Raw genomic sequence first — 26063 nt, 5'->3', positions numbered from 1 at the left:
GATGGACTGGGCAGCCGATCCTGGGGCCTGGCTGAGCCGGCTCGTGTTCACCCGCGGCCTGGCGCTGGTCTACCTGGTCGCCTTCGTCGCCGCGCTGCGCCAGTTCCGCCCGCTGATCGGCTCCGGTGGGCTCACCCCGGTCCCCCGGCTGCTGGCCCGGACCAGCTTCTGGCAGACCCCGAGCGTGTTCCACCTGCGCTGGTCCGACGGCTTCTTCGCCGCCTGCTGCTGGGTCGGCATCGCGCTGTCCGCCGCGGCGCTCGTCGGCCTGGCCGACCGGCTGCCGCTGCCGGGCTGGATGGCGCTGTGGCTGGTGCTGTGGGCGCTCTACCTGTCGATCGTGAACGTGGGCCAGGTCTGGTACGGCTTCGGCTGGGAGTCGCTGCTGGTCGAGGCCGGCTTCCTGGCGGTGTTCCTCGGCCCGGCGCACGTCGCGCCGCCGGTCCTGGTGCTGTGGCTGCTGCGCTGGCTGCTGTTCCGGCTGGAGTTCGGCGCCGGGCTGATCAAGATGCGCGGCGACCGCTGCTGGCGGCAGCTGACCTGCCTGGTCTACCACCACGAGACCCAGCCGCTGCCCAACCCGGCCAGCTGGTGGTTCCACCGGCTCAGCCCCGGGCTGCACCGGGTGGAGGCGCTGGCCAACCACGCCACCCAGCTGGTGGTGGTCTTCGGACTGCTCGCTCCGCAGCCGGTGGCGAGCATCGCCGCGCTGGTCATGGTGGTCACCCAGGGCTACCTGGTCCTGAGCGGCAACTTCGCCTGGCTGAACCTGCTGACGCTGGTGATCGCGCTGTCGGTGGTCGACGGCAGCTGGTACGCGGCCGTCCTGCCCGTCGACCCGCCGGCGGATCTGTCCTCCCCCACCTGGTTCACCGTGGCGACCGTCGTCCTCGCCGTCGCAGTGGCCGGGCTCAGCGTGCAGCCGGTGGCCAACCTGCTGTCCCGCCGGCAGCGGATGAACGCCAGCCACGACCCGCTGCGGCTGGTCAACAGCTACGGCGCCTTCGGCTCGGTCACCCGGGTCCGGCACGAGGTCGTCCTGCAGGCCACCGACGACCCCTCCCCCGGCCCGGACACGGTCTGGCGGGACTACGAGTTCCGCGGCAAGCCCGGCGACCCGCACCGCCGCCCACCGCAGGTGGCGCCCTACCACCTGCGGCTGGACTGGCTGATGTGGTTCGTCGGCATCGACCCCGGCTACGGGCGCGGCTGGCTGGTCCCGCTGCTGCGCAGGCTGCTCGCCGCCGACCCGGCCACGCTGCGGCTGCTCCGCTCCGCGCCGTTCGGGACGACGCCGCCGGCCGCCGTCCGCGCGGTGGTGTACCGCTACCGCTTCACCACCCGCGCCGAGCGGCGGGCGACCGGCGCCTGGTGGCACCGGGAGTTCGAGTACGAGCTGGCCGGGCCGCTGTCGCTCAGCGGCCGCGGCGTCGGGTGACCAGCGCCGCGACCCGCTTGACCGGGTGCGGCTTGCGCACCGGCACGCGGTGCCCCGCAGCGTTCTGCACGTCGCGCATGGCGGCCTCCTCCGGCGTCGGCGCCGTCCCGCCGAGGTGCGCGGGCAGCCACCAGCGGTCGTCGTCGCCGGCCGGGGTGTCCGGGTAGGTCCGCTGCGCCTCGACGAGCAGCTCCTCCATGGCCGCCCGGGTCCGCCGCAGCAGCGCCTGCACCTTCTCCCCGGGCTCGGGCAGGATCGGCTCGCCGACGAGCACGGTGACCGGCACGTCCCGGCGGAGGACGACGTCGTGGAACTTGGTGAAGATGCGCTGACCGCCCCAGACCGCGGCCGGCAGGATCGGCACGCCGGCGTCCACGGCCATCCGCGCCGCGCCGGCCTTGAGGTCCTTCACGGTGAACGAGGTGCTGATCGTCGCCTCCGGGAAGACCCCGATCACCTGCCCGTCCTTGAGCGCCCGCACCGCCGCCTCGAACGCCGCCGACCCGGCCTTCCGGTCCACCGGGATGTGCTGCATGGCGCGCATGAACGGCCCGGAGACCCGGTGCCGGAACACCGACTCCTTGGCCATGAACCGGACCAGCCGGTGCTGGGGCAGCGCGGCCAGCCCCAGGAAGGTGAAGTCCAGGTAGCTGACGTGGTTGCTGCAGAGGACGGCGCCGCCGCTGGTCGGCACGTGCTCGGACCCGCGCACCTCGAACCGGAAGCGGAACAGCCGGAAGACGACGAGCACGAACCGGATGACCAGGCGGTACGGGCGGTCCCGGGGGTCCGGGCTCGGCCCGAACAGGTCACGGCGGACGACGTCGCGCCAGCTGGCGGTGTACATGACCGGGACCATAACGGGCAGCTCCGCCGCGGGCTCCCCGGTCGTCAGCCGGCGTGGGTGGCGGTGACCCCGGCCCGGACGACGGCGGCCAGGTCGTGCGTCCGCTCGTACACCGCCCGCTGCTGCTGTGCGCCGTTCCCCCGCCGCAGCAGCTGGGCCACGCCGTCGTCGACCGTCGGCTCGTCGCCGTGCGCGGCCAGCGCGGGCCGGACGTGCTCGACCAGGTCGGCGAGGACGGCGGCCGCCGGCGCCGGACGGCCGGTGCGCGGGTGCACCAGGTCCCCGGTCAGCCCGGACCGGGCGGCCCGCCAGCCGGCCACACGGAGCAGCTCGGTGCGCACGCCGGGCGCCGGGACCCCGGCCCGCCACTCCCCCGCAGCGGTCTCCACCAGGCCGCGGACCAGCCCGGCGAGCACGACGGCGTCCTCGGCCTGCAGGGCGACGTCGGCGACCCGCACCTCGACGGTCGGCCAGCTGGCCGACAGCCGGGCGTCGAAGTAGAGCATCGCCTCGTCCAGCACGGTGTCGGTCGCGAGCAGGTCGTCGACCAGCCGCCGGTAGGCCGCGACACTGCCGTGCACCCCGGTGGGACCGGCCGACGGCCAGCGCCCCCACGACTGCGAGCGGTAGCTGGCATAGCCGGTGTCCTGCCCCAGCCAGAACGGCGAGTTGGCGGTCAGCGCGGTCAGCACCGGCAACCACACCCGGATCCGGTCCAGGACGGCGACCCCCTCCTCCTCGTCCTCCACGGACACGTGCACGTGGCACCCGCAGGTGAGCTGCTCGGCGGCCACCGGCCCGAAGACGTCGACCATCCGCTGGTAGCGCTCTCCGTCGGTGGCCCGCGGCTCGACCGGGACGGGTGCGCCGGCCAGCGCGGCCACCCGCGCGCCGACCGACCGCGCGGCGGCGTCCGCCCGCTCCCGCCAGTGCCGGAGCTCAGCCGCCACCTCGGCCAGCGAGGCGCACACGGAGGTGCCCAGCTCGATCTGCTGCTCCTTGAGCTCGGGCACCAGCTTCGGCTCCGGTGCCCCACCGGCCTCCCCCGCCGTCCCGGCGTCCGGCTGCTCGGCACGTTCGTGGTCCCGGACCGTCTCGCCCTCCCCCCGGCGGGACGCGACCTGCAGTGCCGCCGGGCCGAGCGGCACCGGGGTGCCCGACGGGTCGACGACCAGCAGCTCTTCCTCGACCCCGACCGTGCGCATGCCGGACATGGTCGCCGGCGGTGCGCCGGCGCGGATGGTCGGGGTTGCCGCGGCGGTGCCCGGAGGGCACCGCGCCTTTGGCTCGACGAGCGCGCCCAGCCGACAAAGCTGTCCTATTGTTAGGGATAACGGTAGTATGGCGACATGGCGCAGAGGTGGCAGCGACCGTTGCCCGACATGCCGGCCCCACCGCCGGCCCGGGCGTGGCACCGGCTGGGCGCTCCCGAGGGGTACGAGGTGCAGTGGCGCCGGCTGATGGAGGCCGCCCTGGAGCTGGACCTGGGCCCCGACCAGCTCGCCGAGACCGGCCTGGACCCGATCGCCGAGGCCCGCGACTGGAAGCCGGCGACGGTCACGCTGTACAGCAAGGTCGCCCGCTACGGCGGCCTCGCCCTGCCGCTGCCCCACACTCCGGAACCGGACCCGCCCCGGCTGGACCTGCGGCCGCTCACCCAGGTCCGCGGCGGGGACGCCGAGCACCTGCGGGCCGTCTGCTGGTGCGCCATCGCGCTGAGCTGGCCGGCACCGATCGCCTCCTTCCGCGCGCTGCGCCGCGACCAGGTCACCGCCGGCACCCGGCGGCTGGTGGTCACGACCGACGACGGGCGCTGGCCGGTGCCCGGTGCGCTCATCGCGTGGCACGCGTGGGAGTCGCTGCGCAACCAGTTCCCGACGCTGGCCGCGAGCCCGTGGGTGCTGCCCGCCCTCCGCCGCGGCCCCGGCTTCCAGTCCCGGGTCGGGGGGCAGCTCTCCAGCCAGGCGCTGCAGGTGACCTTCACCAAGCACGCGGTCCGGACGGCGCTGCACCTGCAGGCCACCGCGCCCGCGCGCCGGCAGGACGCGGTGGCCGCACTGGCGGAGAAGTACCTGACGCTGTCCTACGACTCCTACCGCCGGCTGGCGCTGGCCGGCGGTGCCGCCCCGGTGGCGGCCCGGGGGGCGGTCCGGGCCGAGCGGGTCACCCGCACCCAGCCGGAGGCCTGACCGGCGGCTCAGCAGAGGGTGAGCTGGTCGGCCTCCCCGCCGACGGCGGCCGGACCGGCCGGGCGCGGGGCCGGCAGGCTCCCCGCCGGGAAGCCCACCGACTCGTCGCCCGGCAGCCCGGTGTCCGGGGGTGCCGCGCCGGTGCCGCGCGCGCTGCCGCCGCTCTGCCGGTCCAGGCCGTGCCGGGCCAGGATCGGGGCGACCCGGCGGGCCAGCCAGCTGCGGTACTCGGCCGGCACGTACGCGCCCCGCCCGTAGAGGGCCTTGTAGCGGCCGACGAGTGCCGGGTGCTCCCGCACCAGCCAGGCGGTGAACCACTCGCGTGCACCGGGCCGCAGGTGCAGCGGCACCACCGTCAGCCCGGTCGCGCCGGCGTCGGCGACGGCGGCGATGGCGGTGTCCAGGTGGGCCAGCGAGTCGGTGAGCCCCGGCAGCACCGGGGCGAGGAAGACCCCGCAGGGCAGGCCGGCGTCGGTGATCGCCCGGACCAGTTCCAGCCGCGCCCGCGGGCTGGGGGCGCCGGGCTCCAGGGCGGTGTGCAGGTCGTCGTCCCAGATCGCCAGCGAGACCCCCAGGCCGATGGGCACGTCCCGCGCGGCCGCGGCCAGCAGCGGCAGGTCGCGGCGGGCCAGCGTGCCCTTGGTGAGGACGGAGAACGGTGTGCCGGACCGGGCGAGGGCGTCGATGACCCCGGGCATTAGCCGGTAGCGGCCCTCTGCGCGCTGGTAGGGGTCGGTGTTGGTGCCCAGCGCGACGTGCTCGCGCTTCCAGGTCGGCCGGGCCAGCTCCCGGCGCAGCACCTCGACCAGGTTGGTCTTGACCACGATCTGCTGGTCGAAGTCCCTGCCGCTGTCCAGCTCCAGCCACTCGTGCGTGCTCCGGGCATAGCAGTTGTGGCTGACGACGCCGTTCGCGATGAAGTCACCGGTCCCGGTGGTGATGTCGAACATCGGCATCTCCCGCCCGAGGTCCTCGATCTCCAGCACGCGGAGGTCTGCTGAGGACTTGATGGCGGTGCCCTGAAGACCGCACTTCCGCCGGATGGCCGGATCGACGAGGTGGATGAACCGCAGGTGCTCGGGCAGCCCACCACGCAGCCGGACCGTCGCGAGGCCGTTCGGTCTCCGCCGGTCCTCGAGCACGGTGTCGAAGCCGAAGGCGGCGAACGCCGCCCGGGTGCGAGCGAGGATCTCCGGATCGGTGTTCGTGATGCGGAGGACGTGCTGACTGCGGCTGCCCTCGGCATCGAAGATGCCGGCCAGGAACCCACGGCTCCACGCTGCTGAGGGGTCGTCAGGCCAGGTGATCAAGCGGGAGATCGATGCGACCGAGCCGGCCGCCGACGTACGGATGGCGGTCATGGCGCGCCGCTCTGCGGTGGCCGGGGCGAAGGCGAACCTGTCGGTACGGATCCCGGCCCGGGCCAGGTAGTCCTGTGCCCTGTCCAGTCCGTCGTCGTCCGCGAGGGCCAGGCGGAAACGATGCAGGTCCCCATGGACGCGACCCGCTCGCTGGTAGCGGTAGACCTTCAGGTGGCCGTCACCCCTGACCATGCCGGTCAGGTACCCCCGTCGGTAGTCGGCGCAGGCCTCGGCGGTCCCGGCCGAGCGGCCGAAGCCGAGCAGCTCGTCGTTGATCGTCAGGTGTGGGCGTTGCCCCGTGCCGCTGCCCGTGCCGGTCACGTGCTTCCAGCCGCGCCGGGTCAGGAACCGGTGGTCACCGCTGGCGATGAGCTCGGTGCTGTCGGCCAGGGTCACCCGGTGAGCCGGCTTCACGGTCGACCAGTGCGCGAGCACCTCGGTCTCGACGTAGAACCGGTAGTCGCCGCGCTTCTCCGTCCCGATGATCCGGTCGCCGACGACGAGATCCGCTATCCGCTTCTGCCGACCGTCGGCCATGAGGATGCTGGTGTCCGCTTCCAGGCAGTACACACAGGCATGTGAGCAACCACGGAAGGTGTTGATCGTGTAGCCGAACGGCATCGCCGAGCCCTTGGGCACGGCGTTGAGCGCGCTCTTGCAGCGCACCTCGTGCAGCGTCAGGCCCGGGAACTCCGGCACCTGCAGGCTGCGAAGCAGCCCGCGGACGTCGGGGAGCCCAGGCAGCGTCGTCGGCTCGTCGAGGTCCAGCCGCTGGGCGTCCCACCGCATGCCCACATCCGAACACATGTTCGAGACCGTGTCCAGCGGCCCCTCGGCAGGGTCCCGACCCGAGTTCGTGGTGGGCGAGGGGGTCCTCCCTCAGACGGGCGGGCGGTCCTCGTAGAAGGTGGACAGCACCACCGTCGTCCGGGTGGTCACGTTGGCGACCCGGCGGATCTCGGCCAGCAGCGCCTCGAGCGCGTCCGGCGACGCCGTCCGGACCTTGAGGACGTAGCTGTCCACCCCGGCCACCGAGTGGCAGGCCTCGATGGCCGTCAGGTGCGCCAGCCGGGCCGGCGCGTCGTCGGCCTGGGAGACGTCGATCGGGGTGATGTTCACGAACGCGGTCAGCGGCAGGCCGACGGCCTTGGCGTCGACCTTCGCCGCGTACCCGGTGATCAGCCCCCGCTGCTCCAGCCGGCGCACCCGCTGGTGCACCGCGGACACCGACAGCCCCACCCGCTCGGCGAGGTCGGTGTAGCTGGCGCGACCGTCCCGCGCCAGGGCGGTGAGCAGCGCCCGGTCCACGTCGGCGGGCGCCCCTCCCCCACCGGCGGCCGGGTCAGCCGCCGAGTTCGACGAGCTCACGGGGACCCTCGTTCAGGACACGGACCCCGTCGTCGGTGCAGACGACGATGTCCTCGATCCGGGCGCCGCACCGGCCGGCCAGGTAGATCCCGGGCTCCACGGAGAACGCCATCCCCGGCTCCAACGGCAGGTCGTTGCCCGCGACGACGTAGGGCGCCTCGTGGGTGTCCAGGCCGATGCCGTGCCCGGTCCGGTGGATGAAGTGCTCGCCCCAGCCGGCGTCGGTGATCAGGTCGCGGGCCACGGCATCCACCTGCTCGCAGGTCACCCCCGGCCGCACCGCCGCCGTCGCGGCCTCCTGGGCCTGCTGGAGCACCTCGTACCACTCGGCGACCTCGGACTCGACGGCTCCGCCGACGACGTAGGTGCGGGTGCAGTCCGACCGGTACCCGGTGGCGGTCTCCCCGCCGATGTCGACGACGACGAGGTCGCCGGCCTGCACCACCCGGTCGGACAGCTCGTGGTGCGGGCTGGCGCCGTTGGGCCCGGAGCCCACGATGGTGAAGTCCACGCCGACGTGGCCCTCGGCCAGGATCGCCGCGGCGATGTCCGCGCCCACCTCGGCCTCGGTCCGGCCCACCCGCAGCCACTCCCCCATCGCCGCGTGCACCCGGTCGATCGCCGCGCCGGCCCGCGCGAGCTCCTCGACCTCGGTCGGCGTCTTCACCATCCGCAGCCGGTCGAGGACCGGCCCGGCCAGCTCGAGCGAGGCACCGGGCACGGCCCGCTGGACGCCGAGGGCGTGCTCGGCCCAGGTGCGGGCGCCCACCGCCACGCGGGCGGGGGCGGCACCGAGCCGGGCGGTGGCCACCGCGGCGAGCCGGGCGAACGGGTCGTCGGTCTCGTCCCAGGCCAGCACCTCCAGGCCCAGCCCGCCCGCCGGCGAGGCGTCGACCATCGGGGCCTCCAGCCGCGGGACGACGAGGAACGGCTCCCCCTCGCGCGGGACGGCCAGCGCCGTCAGCCGCTCCATCGCGTGGGCGGAGTACCCGCAGAGGTAGCGCAGGTCGGAGCCGGGGGTCACCACCAGCAGGTCGACACCGAGCTCCGCGGCGACCGCCCGGGCGGCGTGCACCCGGTCCACGGTGACCAGCGGGGACGAGGGAGTTGCGGGAGCGACCACGTCGGCAGACTATCCACGGCCGTCGGTCGGACGGAGGTCCGTTCCCGACTCGTGATCCGATCACCCCGTTACCGTCTCGGGCGTGATCGAGCTCGCGAGATCACGTGGAGACGCAGCACGTTCGGCACGGGGCCGACGAGCGCAGCGAGGAGGGCACGTGACGACGATGCTGCTGGACGCGGCGAGCCTGTACTTCCGCGCCTTCTACGGGGTGCCCACCAGCGTCACCTCCCCCGACGGCCGCCCGGTCAACGCCGTCCGCGGCTTCCTGGACATGACCGCCCGGCTGGTCGGCGCCCACTCCCCCCACCGGCTGGTCGCCTGCTGGGACGACGACTGGCGGCCGGCCTTCCGGGTGGACGCGCTGCCGTCCTACAAGGCGCACCGGGTCGCGGTCGAGGGCGGCGAGGAGACGCCCGACGAGCTCGGGCCGCAGGTGCCGGTGCTGGTCGACGTGCTGGTCGACGTGCTGGCCGCGGTCGGGATGGCCCGGGTCGGCGCGCCCGGCTACGAGGCCGACGACGTCATCGGCACCCTGGCCACCCGCGCCCGCGGACCGGTCGACGTGGTGACCGGGGACCGGGACCTGTTCCAGCTGGTGGACGACGACCGCGGCGTCCGGGTGCTGTACACCGCGCGCGGGATCACCGACCTGGAGTACGTCGACGAGGCCGCGGTGTCCGCCAAGTACGGCATCCCCGGCCGCTCCTACGCCGACTTCGCGGTGCTGCGCGGGGACCCCAGCGACGGCCTGCCGGGCGTGGCCGGGGTGGGCGCCAAGACCGCCGCGGCGCTGATCAACTCCTTCGGCTCGCTGGCCGGGATCCAGCAGGCCGCGGCGACGACGGTGGTGCCCCGGCCCCCGCTCACCGCGGCCGTGCTCAAGAAGCTGCACGCCGCCGCCGACTACCTGGCCGCCGCACCCCGCGTGGTCGCCGTCGTCACCGACATCGACATGCCAGCGGTGGACGGCGCCCTGCCGACGGCGCCCGCCGACCCCGAGGCCCTGGCCGCGCTGGCCGCCCAGCACGGGCTCGAGAGCTCGGTGCGCCGGCTGGGCGCGGCGCTGGGCTGGCCCGCCGACGTCCTCGGCTGACCGGCCTCAGCCCCTGGACCAGGTGTAGTTGGCGTCCTCGTCGGTGACCGTGATGGTGATCCTGACCGGTTCGCCGTCGGCCGTGAGGCCCGCGCAGTCGTAGCTCCGGCCTGCCTCCACGGTCATGTCGCCGTCGCAGGACAGCTCCAACGCGACGCCCTCCCGCTCCTCGAACTGCTCGGCGACGTCCCGCTGCACGGACTCCGGGTCCAGTGCCGTCGAGCCGCCGAGTCCGGGGAGGAAGGGGACGACGAGCAGGACCGCCGCGAGGACCAGCAGCGCGATCAGGTTCTGCTTCCGCCGGGACCGCCGCGCCGGCGCGGGCGGCTGTCCCCACCCGGGCGGCCCGTACTGCGGCTGCCCGTACTGCGGCTGCCCGTACTGGGGCTGCGGGTACTGCGACTGCCCGTACTGGGGCTGCCCGTAGGGGCCCTGCCCGTACTGGGGCTGTCCGTAGGGGCCCTGCCCGTACTGGGGCTGCCCGTACTCGGGCTGCGGGTACTGCGGCTGCCCGTAGGGACCCTGCCCGTACTGGGGCTGCCCGTACTGGGGCTGCCCGTACTGCGGGGACGCAGCCGGCTGCCCGGCCTGCCGGGGCGGCCCGAACGGCGGTTCGGCCGCGTGCCTGCCCGGCGCCGGGTCCTCCCCCGCCCGCGTGCCGTCGCCTGGCCACCGGTCCCGCTCGTCGTCCCCGTACGGCGGGTGGGTCATCGTCGCTCCCTGGTCCTGCGCTGCTCCGGTCCGGCCGCCGGCTCGCCGCCGCGACCGGAAACCGATTCTGTCCTACCCCGCGGTCCGCGGCCGGGAGCCGCCGTCCACCCGCTCACCCGCTGACCGCGACCGCCACGACGCCCCGACGGAACCGCCCCACCGCCGCCCGGGCCACGCCGGCCACCGGCTCGTCGGCGACCTTGGCCAGCTGGTCGAGCAGGTCGATGAGCTGCCGCGCCCAGCGCACGAAGTCACCGCCGGACAGCTCCGTGCCGGCCTGCTCGGCCCCCGCGAGGACGCGGTCCAGGGTCTGGCCGTCCGCCCAGCGGAACGCCGCCCACACGAAGCCGAGGTCCAGGTCGCGGGTCATCGGCACCTGGTGCTCGACCTCCACGTCGACCAGCCGGACCCGCACCTGCCGCATCTCCGCGATCGCCCGGGCGACCGTCCCCGCCGGCACCGACGGCTGCCCCGGGGAGTCCCGGCGTGCCTCGAAGACCAGCGTGGACACGCACGCGGCCAGCTCGGCCGGGGTCAGGCCCCGGAACGCACCGGACCGCAGGCACTCCGCGGTGAGCAGGTCGGTCTCCGACCAGATCCGCCCGAGCCGCCGGCCGGCGTCGGTGACCAGCGGCTCGGGCTGCGCCGCCGGGTCGGCGGGGACGTCGGCCGGCGCGTCGGCCGCCGGCAGCAGGTAGCCCAGCTCCTCCAGGACGTCGCACGTGCGGTCGAACTGCCGGGTCAGCGACCCGGTGCGCTCGTCCATCCGGCGGCGCAGCGACTCGGCCTCCCGCAGCTCCCGCAGCCAGCGCTCGGCGGACCGGACCCGGTCCTCCCGGTCGGGCAGCTGGTGCACCGGGTGGGCGCGCAGGGCGTGCCGCAGGTCGGCGAGCACCGGGTCGTCGGCGGCCGCCGACCGGCCGCGCGTGCGGCGCGCGCCCAGGTCGTTCTCCACCCGGGCGCTGCGCAGGGTGGAGGCCAGGTCGCGGCGGGCGTGCGGGCTGCGGTGGTTGAAGTTCTTCGGGACCCGCACCCGGGTCAGCGGCGTCACCGGGGACGGGAAGTCCACCGCGGCGAGGCGGCCGGCCCACTTGTCCTCGGTGAGCACCAGCGGCCGGGGTTCGGTGAGCTCGGTGATGCCCGGGTCCAGCACGACGGCCAGTCCCTGGCGGCGACCGCTGGGGACCCGGATGACGTCACCGACCCGCAGCGCCTCCAGCGACTCGCTGGCCTCCAGCCGGCGCCGGGCCTGGCTGTCACGGGACAGCGCCTTCTCCCGCTCGGAGATCTCCGCCCGCAGCCGCGCGTACCCGGCGACGTCGCCGGCGTCGGAGTGCATGTCCGCGGCCAGCCGCTGGGCCTCGGTCTCGTGCCGGATCGCCGACCGGGCCAGCCCGACCACCGACCGGTCGGCCTGGAACTGCGCGAACGAGGCCGCCAGCAGCTCCCGCGCCCGGTCCCGGCCGAAGGCCCCGACCAGGTTGACCGCCATGTTGTAGCTGGGCCGGAACGACGAGCGCAGCGGGTAGGTGCGGGTGCTGGCCAGCCCGGCGACCGCGGCCGGGTCGACACCCGGTGCCCAGACGACGACCGCGTGACCCTCGACGTCGATCCCGCGGCGCCCGGCCCGCCCGGTCAGCTGGGTGTACTCCCCCGGCGTGACGTCGACGTGCGCCTCGCCGTTCCACTTCACCAGCCGCTCGAGGACCACGGTGCGCGCGGGCATGTTGATGCCCAGGGCCAGGGTCTCGGTGGCGAAGACCGCCTTGACCAGCCCCCGGACGAAGCACTCCTCGACGGCCTCCTTGAAGGCGGGGACCAGCCCGGCGTGGTGGGCGGCCAGACCGGCCAGCAGGCCCTCCCGCCACTCCCAGAAGCCCAGGACGTGCAGGTCCTCCTCCGGCAGCGCGCCGGTGCGCCGGTCGATCACCTCGGCGATCGCCGACCGCTCGGCCTCGTCGGTCAGCCGCAGCCCGGCCGCCAGGCACTGGTGCACGGCGGCGTCGCAGCCGTTGCGGCTGAACACGAACGTGATCGCCGGCAGCAGGCCCGCCCGGTCCAGCCGCTCGACGACCTCGGGGCGGGACGGCGGCCGGTAGCGCGGCTTGTGGCTGAACCCGCCGCGCGTCCCGCCGGACGCCGTCCTGGACAGGGAGTCGTGGCGACGCTCCTGCTCGTGCACGTAGCGGACCAGCTCCGGGTCGACGACCGCCCGCCCCCGCTCGCGGGTCGACTGGCCGCGCGGGGACTGCTCCCACTCCCCCGCGTGCGCCGCGGGCCGCAGCGCGAACAGGTCGAACACCCGGGAGCCGACCAGCATGTGCTGCCACAGCGGGATCGGCCGGATCTCGCTGACCACCACCTTGGTGTCCCCGCGGACGGTGACCAGCCAGTCGGCGAACTCCTCGGCGTTGCTGACCGTGGCCGACAGCGACACCAGGGTGACGTGCTCGGGCAGGTGGATGATCACCTCCTCCCAGACCGCACCGCGGAACCGGTCGGCGAGGTAGTGCACCTCGTCCATGACCACGTAGCCGAGGTCGGTCAGCGCCGGGGAGTCGACGTAGAGCATGTTGCGCAGCACCTCGGTGGTCATCACGACCACCGGTGCGTCGCCGTTGATGGCGTTGTCCCCGGTCAGCAGACCGACCGTGGCCGGGCCGTACCGCTCGACCAGGTCGTTGTACTTCTGGTTCGACAGCGCCTTGATCGGCGTGGTGTAGAACGCCTTGCGCCCCTCCCGGAGGGCCTTGTGGACGGCGAACTCCCCCACCACGGTCTTGCCGGCGCCGGTCGGGGCGCACACCAGCACCCCGGCTCCCTGCTCCACCGCCTCGCAGGCCTCCACCTGGAAGGGGTCCAGGGAGAAGCCCAGCTCACCGGTGAAGTCCGACAACGTGGGATGGGCGGTGCGCCGCCGGGCAGCTGCGTACCGCTCGGCCGGGCTCGACATGCCCCCACGGTATGCGCCGGGTCCGACCCCCGCGGATCGACCCGCGACGGTCAGCGGGGCGCGAGGGTCAGCGCGGAGCGCTCGTCGGCTCGTCCAGCGGGCTGGCGTCCTCCAGCGCGGACGGGCCGGCCACGACGGGCGAGGCCTCGTCGTCGTCCAGGCCGGTCAGGCCGAGCGCGGCCTCCCGCTTGGCCCGCCGCCTGTCCACGAACCGGGCGATCTGGATGGCCAGCTCGAACAGCAAGATCATCGGCCCGGCCATCGCCAGCATGGTGAACGGGTCCTGGGTGGGGGTGATGAAGGCGGCGAAGACGATGGTGAGGAAGAAGATCCACCGCCGTCCCTTGCTCAGCACGTCGTAGCTGAGCACGCCGACCAGGTTCAGCGCGACGGCCAGCAGGGGCAGCTCGAAGCTCACCCCGAAGGCGACCAGCAGGGAGAGCACGAAGCCGATGTAGTTCTCCGCGGTCAGCGCGACCGCGGTGCCCGAGCCGGCCAGGCCGAGCAGCAGCTCCAGCCCCGCCGACAGCGAGAAGTAGGCGAGCGTGGCGCCCAGCGCGAACAGCAGCGAGGAGATCGCCACGAAGCCCACCCCGTAGCGCTTCTCGTTCCGCTTGAGGCCTGGGGTGATGAACGCCCACAGCTGGTAGAGCCAGAACGGGGCGGACAGCACCACCCCGGCCAGCAGGCTGACCTTGAGCCGGATGAACACACCACCGAAGACGTCGGTGATCAGCAGCTCGCACCTCTGGTCGCCGTTCCCGTCGAAGCGCAGGTCGGGCGGCAGGCCGCAGTACGGCGCGCGGAGGAAGTCACCGAGCCCGTGCTCGTACCACCAGAACGACACGGCCATGCCGAGCAGCACGAACAGCAGCGCGACGGCCACCCGGTTGCGCAGCTCGCGCAGGTGGCCGACGAGGGTCATCGTCGCCGCGTCGTCCCGCGGGGGACGGCGCGGACGACGGTCGCGCAGGCGCCCAGGCGTGCTCACGAGCCGTCAGGACGGAGAGGTCAGCGGGTGCCGTCGGCCGCGGCCGACCGGGACCGCTCGGCCTGCGCGCGCAGCTCCGCGGCCCGCAGCTCCGCCGCCTCGGCCTCGGCCTCCAGGTCCACCGGCGCCTTCGCGGCCGGGGCCGGGGCCGGGACGATCTCGCCGACGACCGGCGTGGTGGCCGCCGGCTCCTTGCCGCGGACGTCGTCGTCCTTCATGCCCTTCATCTCGCTCTTGAAGATGCGCAGCGAGCGGCCCATCGACCGGGAGGCGTCGGGAAGCTTCTTGTAACCGAAGAGCAGCAGGACGGCCAGGATGATCAGGCCGATCTCCAGCGGGCCGAGGTTCGGCATCGGGTCCTCCGAGTCGTGGGCGTGCTGTGGATGCTACGCGGAGAGCGCCACCGGGTCGCCCCTCCAATGGAGGGGGCCGCCGGTGTCACCTGGGGTTCAGGCCGGGGTGGCCCGCCGGTCCCCGCCCCGTTGGACGGCGGCCCGCTCCGCCGTCCGCTGCACCTCCGCGCGTACCGGCGCGAGCGCGGCGTCGGTCGCCCGGAGCTCCGCGACCAGCCGCTGCAGGGCCCCGAGCACGCCGAACGCGATGGTGCCGAGCACCAGCACGGCCAGGACGACGACGGCGATCCACACCCAGAGCACGGGCCGACCCTAGCCGCCGGGCCGCGAGGTCAGTCCGCGTACCGCGCCAGCGCCGCCCGGGCGTCGGCCGCGACCTGCTCGCCCAGCTCCGCCGGCTCGTCGACCAGCGCGGCGCCGCCGAGGGAGGCCACCAGCCGCCGGGCCCAGGACAGGTCCGCGGTGCGCACCGCCACCGCCAGCCCGCCGGGCGGGTCCTCGACCGGGGCGACGTCCTCCACCGGGTAGTAGTCGGCCACCCAGCGGGCGGTCCGGGCCAGCCGCAGCCGGACCAGCGGGGCCTCGTCCCCGGGCTGGTAGAGGCCGGAGTCGACGTCCCGCTCGTGCGCCTGCGGCGGCGGCGCGGCCGGCTCGTCGAGGACCGCGACGTCGTCCACCCGGTCCAGCCGGAACAGCCGCACCCCCTCGGCGCCCCGGCACCAGGCCTCCAGGTACCAGTGGCCGTCGACCAGCAGCAGCCGCATCGGGTCGACGGTCCGCTCGGTGCGCTCGTCCCGGCTGGGCACGTAGTAGTGCAGGTGCAGAGCCCGGCGCCGCTCGAGGGCGTCCCGGACGACGGCGAGCGCCTGCTCCCGGGCGTCCACGCTGACCGCCACCGGTGCGGCCTGCTCGGCGGCGTGCCCGGCGGCCGCGGACACCTTGGCCAGCGCCCGGCTCACCGCCTCCCCCTCGGCCAGCCCGGGAAGCTCCAGCAGCGTGCGCAGCGCGACGGTCAGCGCCACGGCCTCGTCGGTGGTCAGCCGCAGCGGGCGCACCATCCCGGCGGTGAAGGTGACCCGCACCCGGTCGCCCTCGAAGGACAGGTCGATCAGGTCGCCGGGCCCGTGCCCGGGCAGCCCGCAGACCCACAGCAGGTCCAGGTCGCGGCGCAGCTGGGCCTCGGTCACGCCGAAGTCGGCGGCGGCGTCGGCCAGCCGGACGCCCTCGGGACGGGCCTGCAGGTAGGGCACCAGGGTCAGCAGCCGGGTCATCCGGTCCGCGGTGCTCGGGCTGGTCATGCCCGCTCCCCCAGCGCGGCGAGCCGGGTCAGCCGCTCGACGACCGCCTCGCGCATCCGCTGCGGGGCCTCGACCAGCACGTCCGGGCCGTAGGCGGCCAGCTCGTCGGCCAGCGCCCACGGCTCGGTGGTGCGCAGCTGCAGCCGGTCCTCGCCGTCCTCCGCGGCGCCGAGCGGGGTGCCGGTGCGGCGCAGCCCGTTGGCGGCGCCGGCCCGCACGCGCACGACCACCAGCTGCTCCTCGCGGCGCTCCTGGCCGGCCACCACGGCGGCCAGGTCCAGGTCCGCCGGCGGCTCGAACGCGCCGGCCGGGCCCACCGTCCGCGGCGTGCCGGTCACCCGGGACAGCCGGAAGACCCGCGGGGCCTGCCGGTCCCGGTCGTGGCCCACCAGGTACCAGTGGCCGTGCCAGGCGACGACGCCCCAGGGCTGCACGTGCCGGCGGACCGGGGTGTCCTCGTCGGGACGGCGGTAGTCGAAGACCAGCTCGCGCCGGTCGCGGGCGGCGGCGTAGCAGGGCTCGAAGGCCGGTTCGCCGGCGTCCAGCCGGGGCTGCAGCGGGATGCTGCGGCTCTGGTCGACCTCGACGCCGGCGGCCCGCAGCTTCACCAGTGCGCTCTGCGCCGCGCCGGCCAGCTGCGCGGACTGCCACAGCCGCAGGGCCAGCCCGACGGCCGCTGCCTCCTCGCCGGTGAGGGTGACCTCGGGGAGTTCGTAGTCGCTGCGGGCGATCCGGTAGCCGTCCTCGGTGTCGAAGAAGCTGTTCCGGCCGGTCTCCAGCGGGACGCCGATCTCCCGCAGCTCGGCCTTGTCCCGCTCGAACATCCGCTTGAACGCCTCGTCGGCGCGCTCGGTGCCGTCCTCGGGCTCGTACCCGGGGACGGTGGACCGGATCCGCGCGGCCGAGACGTACTGCCGGGTGCCGAGCAGCGCGATCACCAGGTTCACCAGTCGCTCCGCGCGCTTGGCTGCCACGGACCCAGGCTAGTCAGCCGGGTCACCGGTGGCCCCGCGCAGGGCCCCGCTCCCCAACCCTGCGGCCAGTGGGGAGGAAGGGGGTCCTTCCCTTAGCCTGCCCCGGTGACGTCCCCGGGCACCCCGCCCTCCTCCAGGTCTCCCGAACCCGGCCCGCGGATCCGCTGGCGACGCGGTCGGGTCACCGCGCTGGGCCGGACGTGGCGGGACGCCTGCGAGCTGACCGTCGAGGTCCCCGGGGACGGCACGCTCCGGGCGCTGGCCCACCCCTCCGTCGTCGGCAGCCCGCAGGTGGACGACGACGTGCTGCTCAACACCACGGCCTGGGCGCAGCGGCTGGGCACCGGCGGCTACGCGCTGGTGGTCGCCGTCCCCGACCGGCTGCCGCCGGACCCGACCGGCCCCGGGCACCTGGTCAAGGGCCGCTACACCGCGCTGCAGGTGACCGTGCAGGGCGTGGACGAGCAGGACACCGAACACCACCAGGTGATCGCCGACGCCGAGGACGTCGGCGGCATGCCGGTCGTCGTCGCCGACCTGCACTCCGCCCTCCCCGCCGTGCTCGCCGGGGTGCAGGCCACCGATCCGGCGCTGCGGGTGGCGTACGTGATGACCGACGGCGGCGCGCTGCCCGCCGCCTTCTCCCGCACCCTGGACGCGCTCGCCGGGTCGCTGGCCGGGGTGGTCACCGTCGGCCAGTCCTTCGGCGGGGACCTCGAGGCGGTCACCGTGCACACCGGCCTGCTCGCCGCCCGGCACGTGCTGCGCGCCGACGTCACCGTGGTGACCCAGGGTCCGGGCAACCTGGGCACCGGCACCCCCTGGGGCTTCTCCGGCGTCGCCGCCGGGGAGGCGTGCAACGCCGTCGCGGTGCTCGGCGGCCGGGCGGTCGGGGCGCTGCGGATCTCCGACGCGGACCCGCGGCCGCGGCACACCGGCGTCTCCCACCACTCGCTGACCGCGTTCGGCCGGGTGGCGCTTGCCGGGGTGACGCTGGTCGTCCCCGCGGGTCTCCCGGTGGAGCTGGCCGACCAGGTCGCCGAGGACCTGGCCGGGCAGCCGGACCGCAACCCCGTGGTCACCGTGTCCACCGACGGGCTGGACGACGCGCTGGCCGCCCTGCCGGTCCGGCTGTCGACCATGGGCCGTGGCCTGGCCGAGGACACCGCCTACTTCCTGGCTGCCGCGGCGGCCGGGCGGCACGCCGCGGAGCTGGTCGCCGTCTCCCCCGGCTGACCCGGCCAGGGGTCCTGCCGTTGTCGATCCGCCCGGAGGGCGGCCGGGTGGTGCTGACCGCCGGTCGGCGACTTGCAGTCGCGGGGCGATGTTGGGGATAACGGTTGATTCACGGGCGGGCGGCAGCCCGGCCGAGGGCGGACGTCAGACGCGCCGGCGGCGGAAGCCGCCCTCGGCGTCGATGGTCTGGCCGGTGACCGTGCCGGCGTCCGGGCCGGTGAGCCAGGCGACGACCCGGGCGGCGTCGTCCGGACCGTTCCACCGGCTCCCAGGCATCGCCCCCGCCACGGCCGCGGCGGTGTCCGCGTCGGCCCAGCCGGTGTCGGTCGGGCCGGGGTTGAGGCAGTTCACCGTGATCCCCCGGTCGGCCAGCTCGTCGGCCAGGGTGGGCGTGATCGCCTGGATCGCTCCCTTGCTCAGCGCGTAGGGCAGCTCGCCGGGCATCGGGCCGCGGTGCTGACCGGAGGTGAAGAGCACGACCCGCCCAGGGCCGGCCGCCGGCTCGTACTGGGCGGCGAAGGCCTGGGTGAGCAGGACGCTGCCCCGGGCGTTGACGGCGAAGCAGCGGTCCAGCTCCTCGGCGGTGACCTCGGCGACCCGGCCCTCTGCGCTGCGGGCGTGGTTGGCGACCAGCACGGTCAGCGTTCCGACGGCGGCCCGGGCCGCGGCGACGAGGGCGGCGGGCGCACGTGGGTCCCCCAGGTCGGCGCTCAGGTGCGGCGGGTCGCCCAGCTCGGCGAGGACGGCGGTCAGGTCGTCGCTCCCCCAGGGCTGGTCCGCGTCGTGCGGCGTCCAGGAGTGGACGACGACCCGGTCACCCTGGGCCAGCAGCCGGCGTGCGACGGCGAACCCGATGCCGGCCCGGCGGCTGACCCCGGTGACGAGTGCGGTGCCCACGCGGCGCAGTGTGGCCGGGGCGGCCTCGGTCGGGCGACCGGTTTCCGCTCAGCCGGCCGGTTCCCAGCTCGGCGACTGGTCCTCCCGGCGCCGCCAGTCGGTGGGCTCGCCGAACCCGATCAGCCCGTCGGTGAGCCACCAGGTGGCGTCGGGGTCCCAGCCGGCCAGCAGCGTGCGGACCGGCCGGGTCCCGGGCAGGGCGACCGCAAGCGCCCGACCGGCGGTGGACAGGTAGCCGTCGACGGTGAGGTGGACCGCGTCGTGGTCGGCCGCGACGGCGGCCCAGTCCGGGATGGCCCAGGCGCCGTCCCAGCCGGTGACCCGCCACCAGTCGTGCCGCCGGGACGCGGTGACGTCGAGCGGGTGCCGCTCGACCAGCGCCACCCATGCGTCGGGGCCGGTCACCTCGTACACGCGGGCGCCGGGGGACGGTCGTGCCGGCCAGGTGCGGGCGGACGGCCAGTCGAACCCGTCCTCGACCAGCACGAGGCCCGCCGGGACCGCGAGCGGCGTGCGGGTGCCCGATCCGCCGGCGGGGGCCTCGGGGACCGACCGGCGGGTGACGGTGAGCCCGGAGGAGACGGGCGCCGACCACCAGGACCCCGACCAGGGAGCCCGGGGGTCGGCCGGCCGTTCCCGCGCGGACCGCCGCTCGTCGGCCAGGATCTCCTCGCGCCAGCGGTGCAGCGCGCCGGCCGCGCCGGTGGTCAGCGGGACGCGGAACCGGGGCGGGTCACCCTCCGGCCAGGCGACGGCGTGCTGGTCGTCGCCGGCCAGCGGCGTCGCCCACCAGGCCGCGGCGGGCGCGGAGACCACTGCCTGGGCGACCGGGGCGAGCTCCGCGGCGAGGGCGGGGTCGGTGAGCAGCTGGTCGGCGTCGTCCGCCTCCTGCCAGTACCGCGCCCAGTCGACGGCTTCCACCAGCGCCGGCAGCAGGTCGGCAGGGTCCCCCGCGCGCCCGAGGGCGGCAACGTCGCGGTCGCGTACGAGGGCCCGCAGCGACCGGCGGAGGTCCCGCGGCTGGACGTCGTCCCGCAGCGAGCCGGAGGGCAGGGCCCGCCACCGGGACGGAGGCCAGTGGCCGGCGCCACCGAGCGCCAGGGCCAGGCACAGCCGTCGCCCGCGTGGACCGGCCAGCAGGGCATCGCCGCGCTCGGTCACCGGCGCAGTCTCCCCCGCCAGGTCCCGTCGCGACCCCGGGACCCGCCTCCGGGAGCCGACGCTCCTCGCCCCCCGCCGCACCCATCGGCCCCTCTCCAGGGGCCCGTGCCGAGCTCGCGAGGCGTGGGGGGCAGAGGGGTCCGTCACATGCTGGCGATGAGCTTCTCCACGCGCTCGTCGACGGCCTTGAACGGGTCCTTGCACAGCACGGTGCGCTGGGCCTGGTCGTTGAGCTTGAGGTGCACCCAGTCGACGGTGAAGTCGCGGCGCTTCTCCTGGGCCCGGCGGATGAACTCCCCGCGGAGCTTGGCGCGGGTGGTCTGCGGCGGGACGTTCTTGGCCTCGAACACGCGCGGTTCGTGGGCGACGCGCTCCACCTGGCCGGCGCGCTCGAGCAGGTAGTACAGCCCCCGGTCGCGGCGGATGTCGTGGTAGGCGAGGTCCATCTGGGCGACCCGGGAGCTGGACAGCGGCAGGTCGCGCTTGGCCCGGTACCGCTCGATGAGCTGGTACTTCGTGGCCCAGTCGATCTCGCGCTCGATCAGCGACAGGTCGCCGGAGTCGACGGCCTTGAGGGTGCGGCCCCACAGTTCGAGCATCTGCCGGTGCACCGGCCCGTAGCCCTCGCGGTCGACGAACTCGGCAGCGCGGTCGTGGTACTCGGTCTGGATCTCCAGCGCGGACATCTCCCGGCCGTTGGCCAGCCGGACCTTGCGCCGTCCGGTCATGTCGTGGCTGATCTCCCGGATGGCCCGGATCGGGTTCTCCAGGGTCATGTCCCGCATGACGACACCCTGCTCGATCATCCGCAGCACCAGGTCGGTGATGGTGACCTTGAGCAGCGTCGTCGTCTCGTTCATGTTCGAGTCGCCGACGATGACGTGCAGCCGGCGGTACTTCTCCGCGTCGGCGTGCGGCTCGTCGCGGGTGTTGATGATCGGCCGGGACCGGGTGGTGGCGCTGGAGACGCCCTCCCAGATGTGCTCGGCGCGCTGGCTGACGCAGTAGACGGCGCCGCGGGGGGTCTGCAGCACCTTGCCGGCGCCGACGACCATCTGTCGGCTGACCAGGAACGGGATCAGCACGTCGGCCAGCCGGCTGAACTCGCCGTGCCGGCCGACGAGGTAGTTCTCGTGGCAGCCGTAGCTGTTGCCGGCGGAGTCGGTGTTGTTCTTGAACAGGTAGATGTCGCCGGTGACGCCCTCCTCGTTGAGGCGCTGCTCGGCGTCGACCATCAGGCCCTCGAGGATCCGCTCCCCGGCCTTGTCGTGGACGACGAGCTCGGAGACGTCGTCGCACTCGGCGGTGGCGTACTCGGGGTGGCTGCCGACGTCGAGGTAGAGCCGTGAGCCGTTGCGGAGGAAGACGTTGGAGCTGCGGCCCCAGGACACCACCCGGCGGAACAGGTAGCGGGCCACCTCGTCAGGGGAGAGCCGGCGCTGGCCCTTGAAGGTGCACGTGACGCCGTACTCGGTCTCGATGCCGAAGATCCGTCGTTCCACCTCACCGAGCCTAGGCGTCCGCGGCGCGCTCGGCTCGTGTCCCGAGCGCGCCGCGCCGCTCACTGCTGCTCTGGGGTGTCGTGCCCGGTGCCGCCGTCGGTGCCGCCGCCTTCGCCCTCCTGCGGGCTGGGCGGGACGGCGGTGTGCTCGGTCCCGCCGACGGTGTCGACCGCCTCGGGGTCGCCGAGACCCGGCGGCGTGCCGGGGGCGGGCGCGCTCGGGGCGTGGACGTGGGCAGCCTCGACGGCGGGCTGGGTGACGTCGACGGACTCGGCCGGCTGGTCGCTGAGCAGCGTGCGCAGGGCGGCGCCGACGACCCGGCGGAAGGCCCGCTTGGGACGGCGCCGGTCCAGCACCGCGACCTCGAGCTGCTCGGCGGGCAGCTGGGTGTGGCCGCCGCCGTTGGCCGCGGTCGCCGGGCTGACCGCCGACAGCGCCCGGACGCCGACCCGCAGCGCGTCGGCGAGCCCCATGCCGGGGGTGAAGTGCTCGCGCAGGTTGCCGGTCACCGCGTCGGCCTGCCCGCCCATGACCACGAAGTCGGGCTCGTCGACCACCGACCCGTCGAAGGTGAGCCGGTAGAGCTGGTCGCTGTCCGGGGTCTCCCCCACCTCGGCGACGCACAACTCGACCTCGTAGGGCTTCATCTGCTCGGTGAAGATCGCGCCGAGGGTCTGCGCGTAGGCGTTGGCGATGACCCGGCCGGTGACGTCGCGGCGGTTGTAGGAGTACCCGCGGACGTCGGCCAGCCGGACGCCGGCCACCCGGAGGCTCTCGAACTCCGAGTAGCGGCCGACCGCGGCGAAGCCGATGCGGTCGTACAGCTCGCCGACCTTGTGCAGCGTCGAACTGGGGTTCTCGGCGATGAACAGGACGCCGTCGGAGTAGGTCAGGACGGCGACGCTGCGGCCGCGGGAGATGCCCTTGCGGGCGTACTCCGAGCGGTCGCGCATGACCTGCTCTGCGGAGGCGTAGTAGGGCATGGTCATGGCTCAGGCCCCCTGTCCGAGCTCGGCCTCGGCGCTGGCCCGGTCGGCGACGATCGACTCGGCGACCGCGGCGACCTCGGCGTCGGACAGCCGGACCGCGCCTTCGGCGTCGACGCGGTAGACGATCGGGTAGAGCCGCCGCACCGGGTCGGGTCCACCGGTGGCCGAGTCGTCGTCGGCGGCGTCGTAGAGGGACTCGACGAGGGTCCGGGTGGCCGCGTCGGCGGCCAGGGCCGGGCGCCAGGTCTTCTTCAGCGAGTTCTTGGCGAACAGCGAGCCGGAGCCGACCGAGGCGTAGCCGCGCTCCTCGTAGTTCCCGCCGGTGACGTCGTAGCTGAAGATCCGGCCCGGGCTGACGCCCTCTGCGGCGTCGAGGTCGTAGCCGGCGAACAGCGGCACCACGGCCAGGCCCTGCATGGCGGCGCCGAGGTTGCCCCGGATCATCGCGGCGAGGCGGTTGGCCTTGCCGTCGAGGGACATCGTCATCCCCTCGATCTTCTCGTAGTGCTCCAGCTCCACCTGGTAGAGCCGGACCATCTCGATCGCGATGCCCGCGGCGCCGGCGATGCCGATCACCGACCAGGAGTCGGCGGCATAGACCTTCTCGATGTCCCGGGAGGAGATGAGGTTGCCCATCGTCGCCCGGCGGTCGCCGCCCATGAGGACGCCGTCGGCGTAGGTGACCGCGACGATGGTGGTGGCGTGCGGACCGACCTCACCCATCGGCACCGCCGGCAGCGGACGCCGGCCCGGCAGCAGGTCAGGGGCGGTCCGGCCCAGGAAGTCGGTGAACGACGAGCCCACCCGGTCCAGGTACGCGGGCGGGAACCCGCTCCGGCCCGTCGTCGACTCGCTCACGCATCCGCCTCTCCTGCCGCCTGCTGACGGCTGTCCGTGCTGGTGTGTGCGCCGCCGCGGACGATGCCCGAGCGGCTGTTGCGGCGCCGCGCCGACCCTACCGGCGGTGTGCCGGGACGACCCGAGGTGGCAGGTCGGTGGCCGGTGCTCCGCTCGCTCGCTGCAGCCTGCCCGGCGCGGTGCCGCTCCACGTAGTTCGCGGCGGCGCGGAGGACCGCCGGGTCGTCGCGGAACTGACCGAGCCCGCCGTTGCAGTTGAAGCACAGCAGCTCGCGGACGGCGCCGGTCGCGTGATCGTGGTCGACGTGCGCCGCCGGTGCCGCCCGGCACACCGCGCACAGGCCGCCCTGCGCCGCCAGCATCACGTCGGCTTCTTCTGCCGTGATCCCGTAGCGACGTCTCAAATGGTAGCCGCGACTGCCGCCGCGCTTCTCGAGGTTCTGTCTTCCGCGCTCGTTGTGACAGGGAAGACAATATGCGCCGCGCCCCGTCGCGGCGGCCTTCGACCGCGGGGATCTCGCGATTGACTTGACAAGACCGCAGTCCGGGCACCATTTGCTGCCATCCGGCACCACGACGGCACGGGGACGGCTGCGGTATCGCACGGGTTCCGTCCGACGCGCCGTCCTGCTTCGAGCTGACCGCTCTGCCAAGTGATCGCGACAGTAGAACGCCAATCCGTCGCGCTCTGCGATTGGCCGAGAAGTCAGCGACGGGACGTCGTGCGCCACAATCGCGACAGAACTTGGTGTCCATTCGCGTAACGCAGGATGATCTTGTTCACTCCCCCCCTTTCTGTACATACGACCTCACGAACTCTTCCGCGTTCTCCTCGAGGACCCCGTCGATCTCGTCAAGGATCGAGTCGACGTCCTCGGTCATCTCCTTGTGGCGCTCGGCGACGTCGCTGTCGACCGACGCCTCGATCTCGTCGGTCTCCTCGCGCGTGCGCGTGGCCTTCTGCTGCCCGCCGCCGGTGTCCCTCGTGGCCATCTCACCCTCCGGTGTCTGGTGTGGGTCCTGCTGATCAGCAAGCTACCCGCGGGGGGTGACAGGAACCGGCGTCCGCGTCACGCCCCGGTGATGGTGTCGACCAGCTCGACCGCGGTCGACGTCGAGTCGAACAGCGCCCCGACGTGCTCCCGGGTCCCCCGCAGCGGCTCCATGGTCGGGATGCGGACCAGGTTCTCGCGGCCGATGTCGAAGACCACCGAGTCCCACGACGCGGCGGCCACCTGGGCCGGGAAGCGGCGCAGGCACTCGCCCCGGAAGTAGGCGCGGGTGTCGGTCGGCGGGGTGGTCATCGCCCGGGTGACCTCCTCGTCGGTGAGCAGCCGCTGCATCGCCCCCCGGGCCACCAGCCGGTGGTAGAGGCCCTTCTCCGGGCGCACGTCGGAGTACTGAAGGTCCACCAGCTGCAGCCGGGAGTCCCCCCAGGACAGCCCGTCGCGGTTGCGGTAGCCCTCCAGCAGCCGGAGCTTGGCCGGCCAGTCCAGCCGGTCCGCGCAGCGCATCGGGTCGACGGCCAGGTCGTCGAGGACCTCCGACCAGCGGCGCAGCACGTCCGCGGTCTGCTCGTCGTCGTCCCCGATGTCGGCCACGTACTTCCGCGCCTGGGTGAGGTACTCCTGCTGCACCTCCAGCGCGGTCAGTTTCCGCCCGTCGCGCATCCGCACCCGGTGGGTCAGCGTGGGGTCGTGGCTGATGGCCTGCAGCTCGGCCACCGGCTCCTCGATGGTCAGGTCCGGGCCGAGCGCGCGGGCCTCGATCATGGCCAGCACGAGCGACGTCGTCCCGACCTTGAGGTACGTCGAGAGCTCCGCGAGGTTCGCGTCCCCGATGATCACGTGCAGCCGCCGGTACTTGTCCGGGTCGGCGTGCGGCTCGTCGCGGGTGTTGATGATCGGCCGCTTGAGCGTCGTCTCCAGGCCCACCTCGACCTCGAAGAAGTCCGCGCGCTGGGAGAGCTGGAACCCCTGCCGCCGGCCCTCCGGGCCGATCCCCACCCGGCCTGCGCCGGCGAACACCTGGCGGGTGACGAAGAAGGGGACGAGCCCGCGGATGATGTCGAGGAACGGGGTCCGGCGGTCCATCAGGTAGTTCTCGTGCGCCCCGTACGAGGCGCCCTTGCCGTCGGTGTTGTTCTTGTACAGCTGGATCGGGCTGGTGCCCGGGATCTGCGCGGCCCGGCGGGAGGCCTCGGCCATCACCTTCTCCCCCGCCTTGTCCCACAGCACCACGTCGCGCGGGTTGGTCACCTCCGGCGTCGAGTACTCCGGGTGGGCGTGGTCGACGTAGAGCCGGGCGCCGTTGGTGAGGATGACGTTGGCCATCCCGGCGTCCTCGTCGGCGTCGTTGTGGTCCAGCGCGGTGGCCGGCGAGAGGTCGAACCCGCGTGCGTCGCGCAGCGGCGACTCTTCCTCGAAGTCCCACCGCGGCCGGCGTCGGGTGGGCGCCTCCGGCACCGACCAGGCGTTCACCACCAGGCTCGACAGCGTCGTCGGGTTCGCCCCCGGTTGGCCCGGCACCGAGATCCCGTACTCGAGCTCCGTGCCCATCACCCGTCGCACGCTCATGGTCGCCAGGTTAGGCGGCGACCTCCCTGCCGCGGCGGCCCCGTCTGCGGGCCCGCCGGACGGGGCCGCCAGGACAGCCGGGTCGTGACAGCCGACCGGCCCCTGCCGCGCGGGGCGGCAGGGGCCGGTCGCTGGCCCCGCG

The 26063-nt window shown here is 74.4% G+C and carries 24 protein-coding genes; 4 read left to right on the top strand and 20 right to left on the bottom strand.

Annotated elements, in window-relative coordinates; all coding sequences use genetic code 11:
- Position 1 precedes the first annotated feature (1 nt).
- Positions 2 to 1438, top strand: coding sequence for a lipase maturation factor family protein (locus tag ACWIX6_RS12215; protein ID WP_448612698.1), 1437 nt, complete (start codon positions 2 to 4; stop codon positions 1436 to 1438).
- Here the strand turns inward: ACWIX6_RS12215 and ACWIX6_RS12210 are convergent.
- Positions 1416 to 2285: a lysophospholipid acyltransferase family protein gene (locus tag ACWIX6_RS12210; protein WP_448612697.1), complete on the bottom strand. Its 870-nt coding sequence runs from the start codon at positions 2283 to 2285 to the stop codon at positions 1416 to 1418. The two genes, ACWIX6_RS12215 and ACWIX6_RS12210, sit on opposite strands and share 23 nt — an antisense overlap.
- 44 nt (positions 2286 to 2329) lie before the next feature.
- A complete protein-coding gene (locus tag ACWIX6_RS12205; RefSeq protein ID WP_448612696.1) occupies positions 2330 to 3490 on the bottom strand; it encodes a glutamate--cysteine ligase 2 in 1161 nt (386 codons plus the stop codon).
- Between the two features lie 144 nt (positions 3491 to 3634).
- Here ACWIX6_RS12205 and ACWIX6_RS12200 point away from each other — a divergent pair, with 144 nt between their 5' ends.
- The gene (locus ACWIX6_RS12200; protein ID WP_448612695.1) at positions 3635 to 4474 is read left to right on the top strand and encodes a hypothetical protein; all 840 of its coding nucleotides are present in this window, start codon (positions 3635 to 3637) and stop codon (positions 4472 to 4474) included.
- Between the two features lie 8 nt (positions 4475 to 4482).
- Here ACWIX6_RS12200 and ACWIX6_RS12195 read toward each other — a convergent pair whose 3' ends face one another.
- From ACWIX6_RS12195 to ACWIX6_RS12185, 3 genes are all read right to left on the bottom strand, one after another.
- Complete coding sequence (locus ACWIX6_RS12195; RefSeq protein WP_448612694.1) at positions 4483 to 6642, bottom strand: intein-containing Rv2578c family radical SAM protein; 2160 nt, start codon at positions 6640 to 6642, stop codon at positions 4483 to 4485.
- A gap of 72 nt (positions 6643 to 6714) precedes the next feature.
- Complete coding sequence (locus ACWIX6_RS12190) at positions 6715 to 7203, bottom strand: Lrp/AsnC family transcriptional regulator (RefSeq protein ID WP_448612693.1); 489 nt, start codon at positions 7201 to 7203, stop codon at positions 6715 to 6717.
- On the bottom strand, positions 7178 to 8326 hold the full coding sequence (locus ACWIX6_RS12185; protein WP_448612692.1) for a M24 family metallopeptidase: 1149 nt from the start codon (positions 8324 to 8326) through the stop codon (positions 7178 to 7180). The genes ACWIX6_RS12190 and ACWIX6_RS12185 overlap by 26 nt, the downstream gene beginning before the upstream one ends.
- Before the next feature lie 166 nt (positions 8327 to 8492).
- Between ACWIX6_RS12185 and ACWIX6_RS12180 the strand changes: the two genes are divergently transcribed.
- A complete protein-coding gene (locus ACWIX6_RS12180) occupies positions 8493 to 9422 on the top strand; it encodes a 5'-3' exonuclease (RefSeq protein ID WP_448616994.1) in 930 nt (309 codons plus the stop codon).
- A 6-nt stretch (positions 9423 to 9428) separates the two neighbouring features.
- On the opposite strand, the gene ACWIX6_RS12175 is transcribed toward ACWIX6_RS12180, so the two are convergent.
- From ACWIX6_RS12175 to ACWIX6_RS12145, 7 genes are all read right to left on the bottom strand, one after another.
- A complete protein-coding gene (locus ACWIX6_RS12175) occupies positions 9429 to 10133 on the bottom strand; it encodes a DUF4333 domain-containing protein (protein WP_448612691.1) in 705 nt (234 codons plus the stop codon).
- Between the two features lie 112 nt (positions 10134 to 10245).
- Positions 10246 to 13086 carry a DEAD/DEAH box helicase gene (locus ACWIX6_RS12170; RefSeq protein WP_448612690.1) on the bottom strand — a complete coding sequence of 947 codons (2841 nt, stop codon included), beginning with the start codon at positions 13084 to 13086 and terminating at the stop codon, positions 10246 to 10248.
- A 67-nt stretch (positions 13087 to 13153) separates the two neighbouring features.
- Complete coding sequence (gene tatC, locus ACWIX6_RS12165; RefSeq protein WP_448612689.1) at positions 13154 to 14077, bottom strand: twin-arginine translocase subunit TatC; 924 nt, start codon at positions 14075 to 14077, stop codon at positions 13154 to 13156.
- Between the two features lie 20 nt (positions 14078 to 14097).
- On the bottom strand, positions 14098 to 14430 hold the full coding sequence (gene tatA / locus ACWIX6_RS12160) for a Sec-independent protein translocase subunit TatA (RefSeq protein WP_448612688.1): 333 nt from the start codon (positions 14428 to 14430) through the stop codon (positions 14098 to 14100).
- 96 nt (positions 14431 to 14526) lie between these two features.
- Positions 14527 to 14733: a hypothetical protein gene (locus ACWIX6_RS12155; RefSeq protein WP_448612687.1), complete on the bottom strand. Its 207-nt coding sequence runs from the start codon at positions 14731 to 14733 to the stop codon at positions 14527 to 14529.
- Between the two features lie 29 nt (positions 14734 to 14762).
- Positions 14763 to 15728 (bottom strand): helix-turn-helix transcriptional regulator, encoded by a 966-nt coding sequence (locus ACWIX6_RS12150; protein WP_448612686.1) that lies wholly within the window; start codon positions 15726 to 15728, stop codon positions 14763 to 14765.
- Positions 15725 to 16702: a helix-turn-helix transcriptional regulator gene (locus ACWIX6_RS12145; RefSeq protein WP_448612685.1), complete on the bottom strand. Its 978-nt coding sequence runs from the start codon at positions 16700 to 16702 to the stop codon at positions 15725 to 15727. Before ACWIX6_RS12145 ends, ACWIX6_RS12150 begins: the two co-directional genes overlap by 4 nt.
- Before the next feature lie 105 nt (positions 16703 to 16807).
- Between ACWIX6_RS12145 and ACWIX6_RS12140 the strand changes: the two genes are divergently transcribed.
- The gene (locus ACWIX6_RS12140; RefSeq protein WP_448612684.1) at positions 16808 to 17938 is read left to right on the top strand and encodes a DUF3866 family protein; all 1131 of its coding nucleotides are present in this window, start codon (positions 16808 to 16810) and stop codon (positions 17936 to 17938) included.
- 144 nt (positions 17939 to 18082) lie between these two features.
- On the opposite strand, the gene ACWIX6_RS12135 is transcribed toward ACWIX6_RS12140, so the two are convergent.
- The 8 genes from ACWIX6_RS12135 to dop form a co-directional block, all read right to left on the bottom strand.
- Positions 18083 to 18835, bottom strand: a complete 753-nt coding sequence (locus ACWIX6_RS12135) for an SDR family oxidoreductase (protein WP_448612683.1) — start codon at positions 18833 to 18835, stop codon at positions 18083 to 18085.
- Between the two features lie 48 nt (positions 18836 to 18883).
- Positions 18884 to 19996 carry a hypothetical protein gene (locus ACWIX6_RS12130; protein WP_448612682.1) on the bottom strand — a complete coding sequence of 371 codons (1113 nt, stop codon included), beginning with the start codon at positions 19994 to 19996 and terminating at the stop codon, positions 18884 to 18886.
- Positions 19997 to 20139: 143 nt separating this feature from the next.
- Positions 20140 to 21498 (bottom strand): Pup--protein ligase, encoded by a 1359-nt coding sequence (gene pafA / locus ACWIX6_RS12125; protein WP_448612681.1) that lies wholly within the window; start codon positions 21496 to 21498, stop codon positions 20140 to 20142.
- Between the two features lie 59 nt (positions 21499 to 21557).
- Positions 21558 to 22487, bottom strand: a complete 930-nt coding sequence (prcA, locus tag ACWIX6_RS12120) for a proteasome subunit alpha (RefSeq protein ID WP_448612680.1) — start codon at positions 22485 to 22487, stop codon at positions 21558 to 21560.
- A gap of 3 nt (positions 22488 to 22490) precedes the next feature.
- Complete coding sequence (gene prcB, locus ACWIX6_RS12115) at positions 22491 to 23345, bottom strand: proteasome subunit beta (protein WP_448612679.1); 855 nt, start codon at positions 23343 to 23345, stop codon at positions 22491 to 22493.
- Entirely contained in the window at positions 23342 to 23950 is a 609-nt protein-coding gene (locus ACWIX6_RS12110) for an endonuclease VII domain-containing protein (protein WP_448612678.1), read from the bottom strand. The genes prcB and ACWIX6_RS12110 overlap by 4 nt, the downstream gene beginning before the upstream one ends.
- Positions 23951 to 24125: 175 nt before the next feature.
- Positions 24126 to 24338 carry a ubiquitin-like protein Pup gene (locus ACWIX6_RS12105; RefSeq protein ID WP_448612677.1) on the bottom strand — a complete coding sequence of 71 codons (213 nt, stop codon included), beginning with the start codon at positions 24336 to 24338 and terminating at the stop codon, positions 24126 to 24128.
- Between the two features lie 77 nt (positions 24339 to 24415).
- On the bottom strand, positions 24416 to 25921 hold the full coding sequence (gene dop, locus ACWIX6_RS12100) for a depupylase/deamidase Dop (protein WP_448612676.1): 1506 nt from the start codon (positions 25919 to 25921) through the stop codon (positions 24416 to 24418).
- Between the last annotated feature and the right edge of the window lie 142 nt (positions 25922 to 26063).

Source organism: Modestobacter sp. URMC 112, assembly GCF_053502575.1.
Note: the sequence above shows the minus strand (reverse complement) of the source record. Positions and strands in the feature narration are given on the sequence as shown.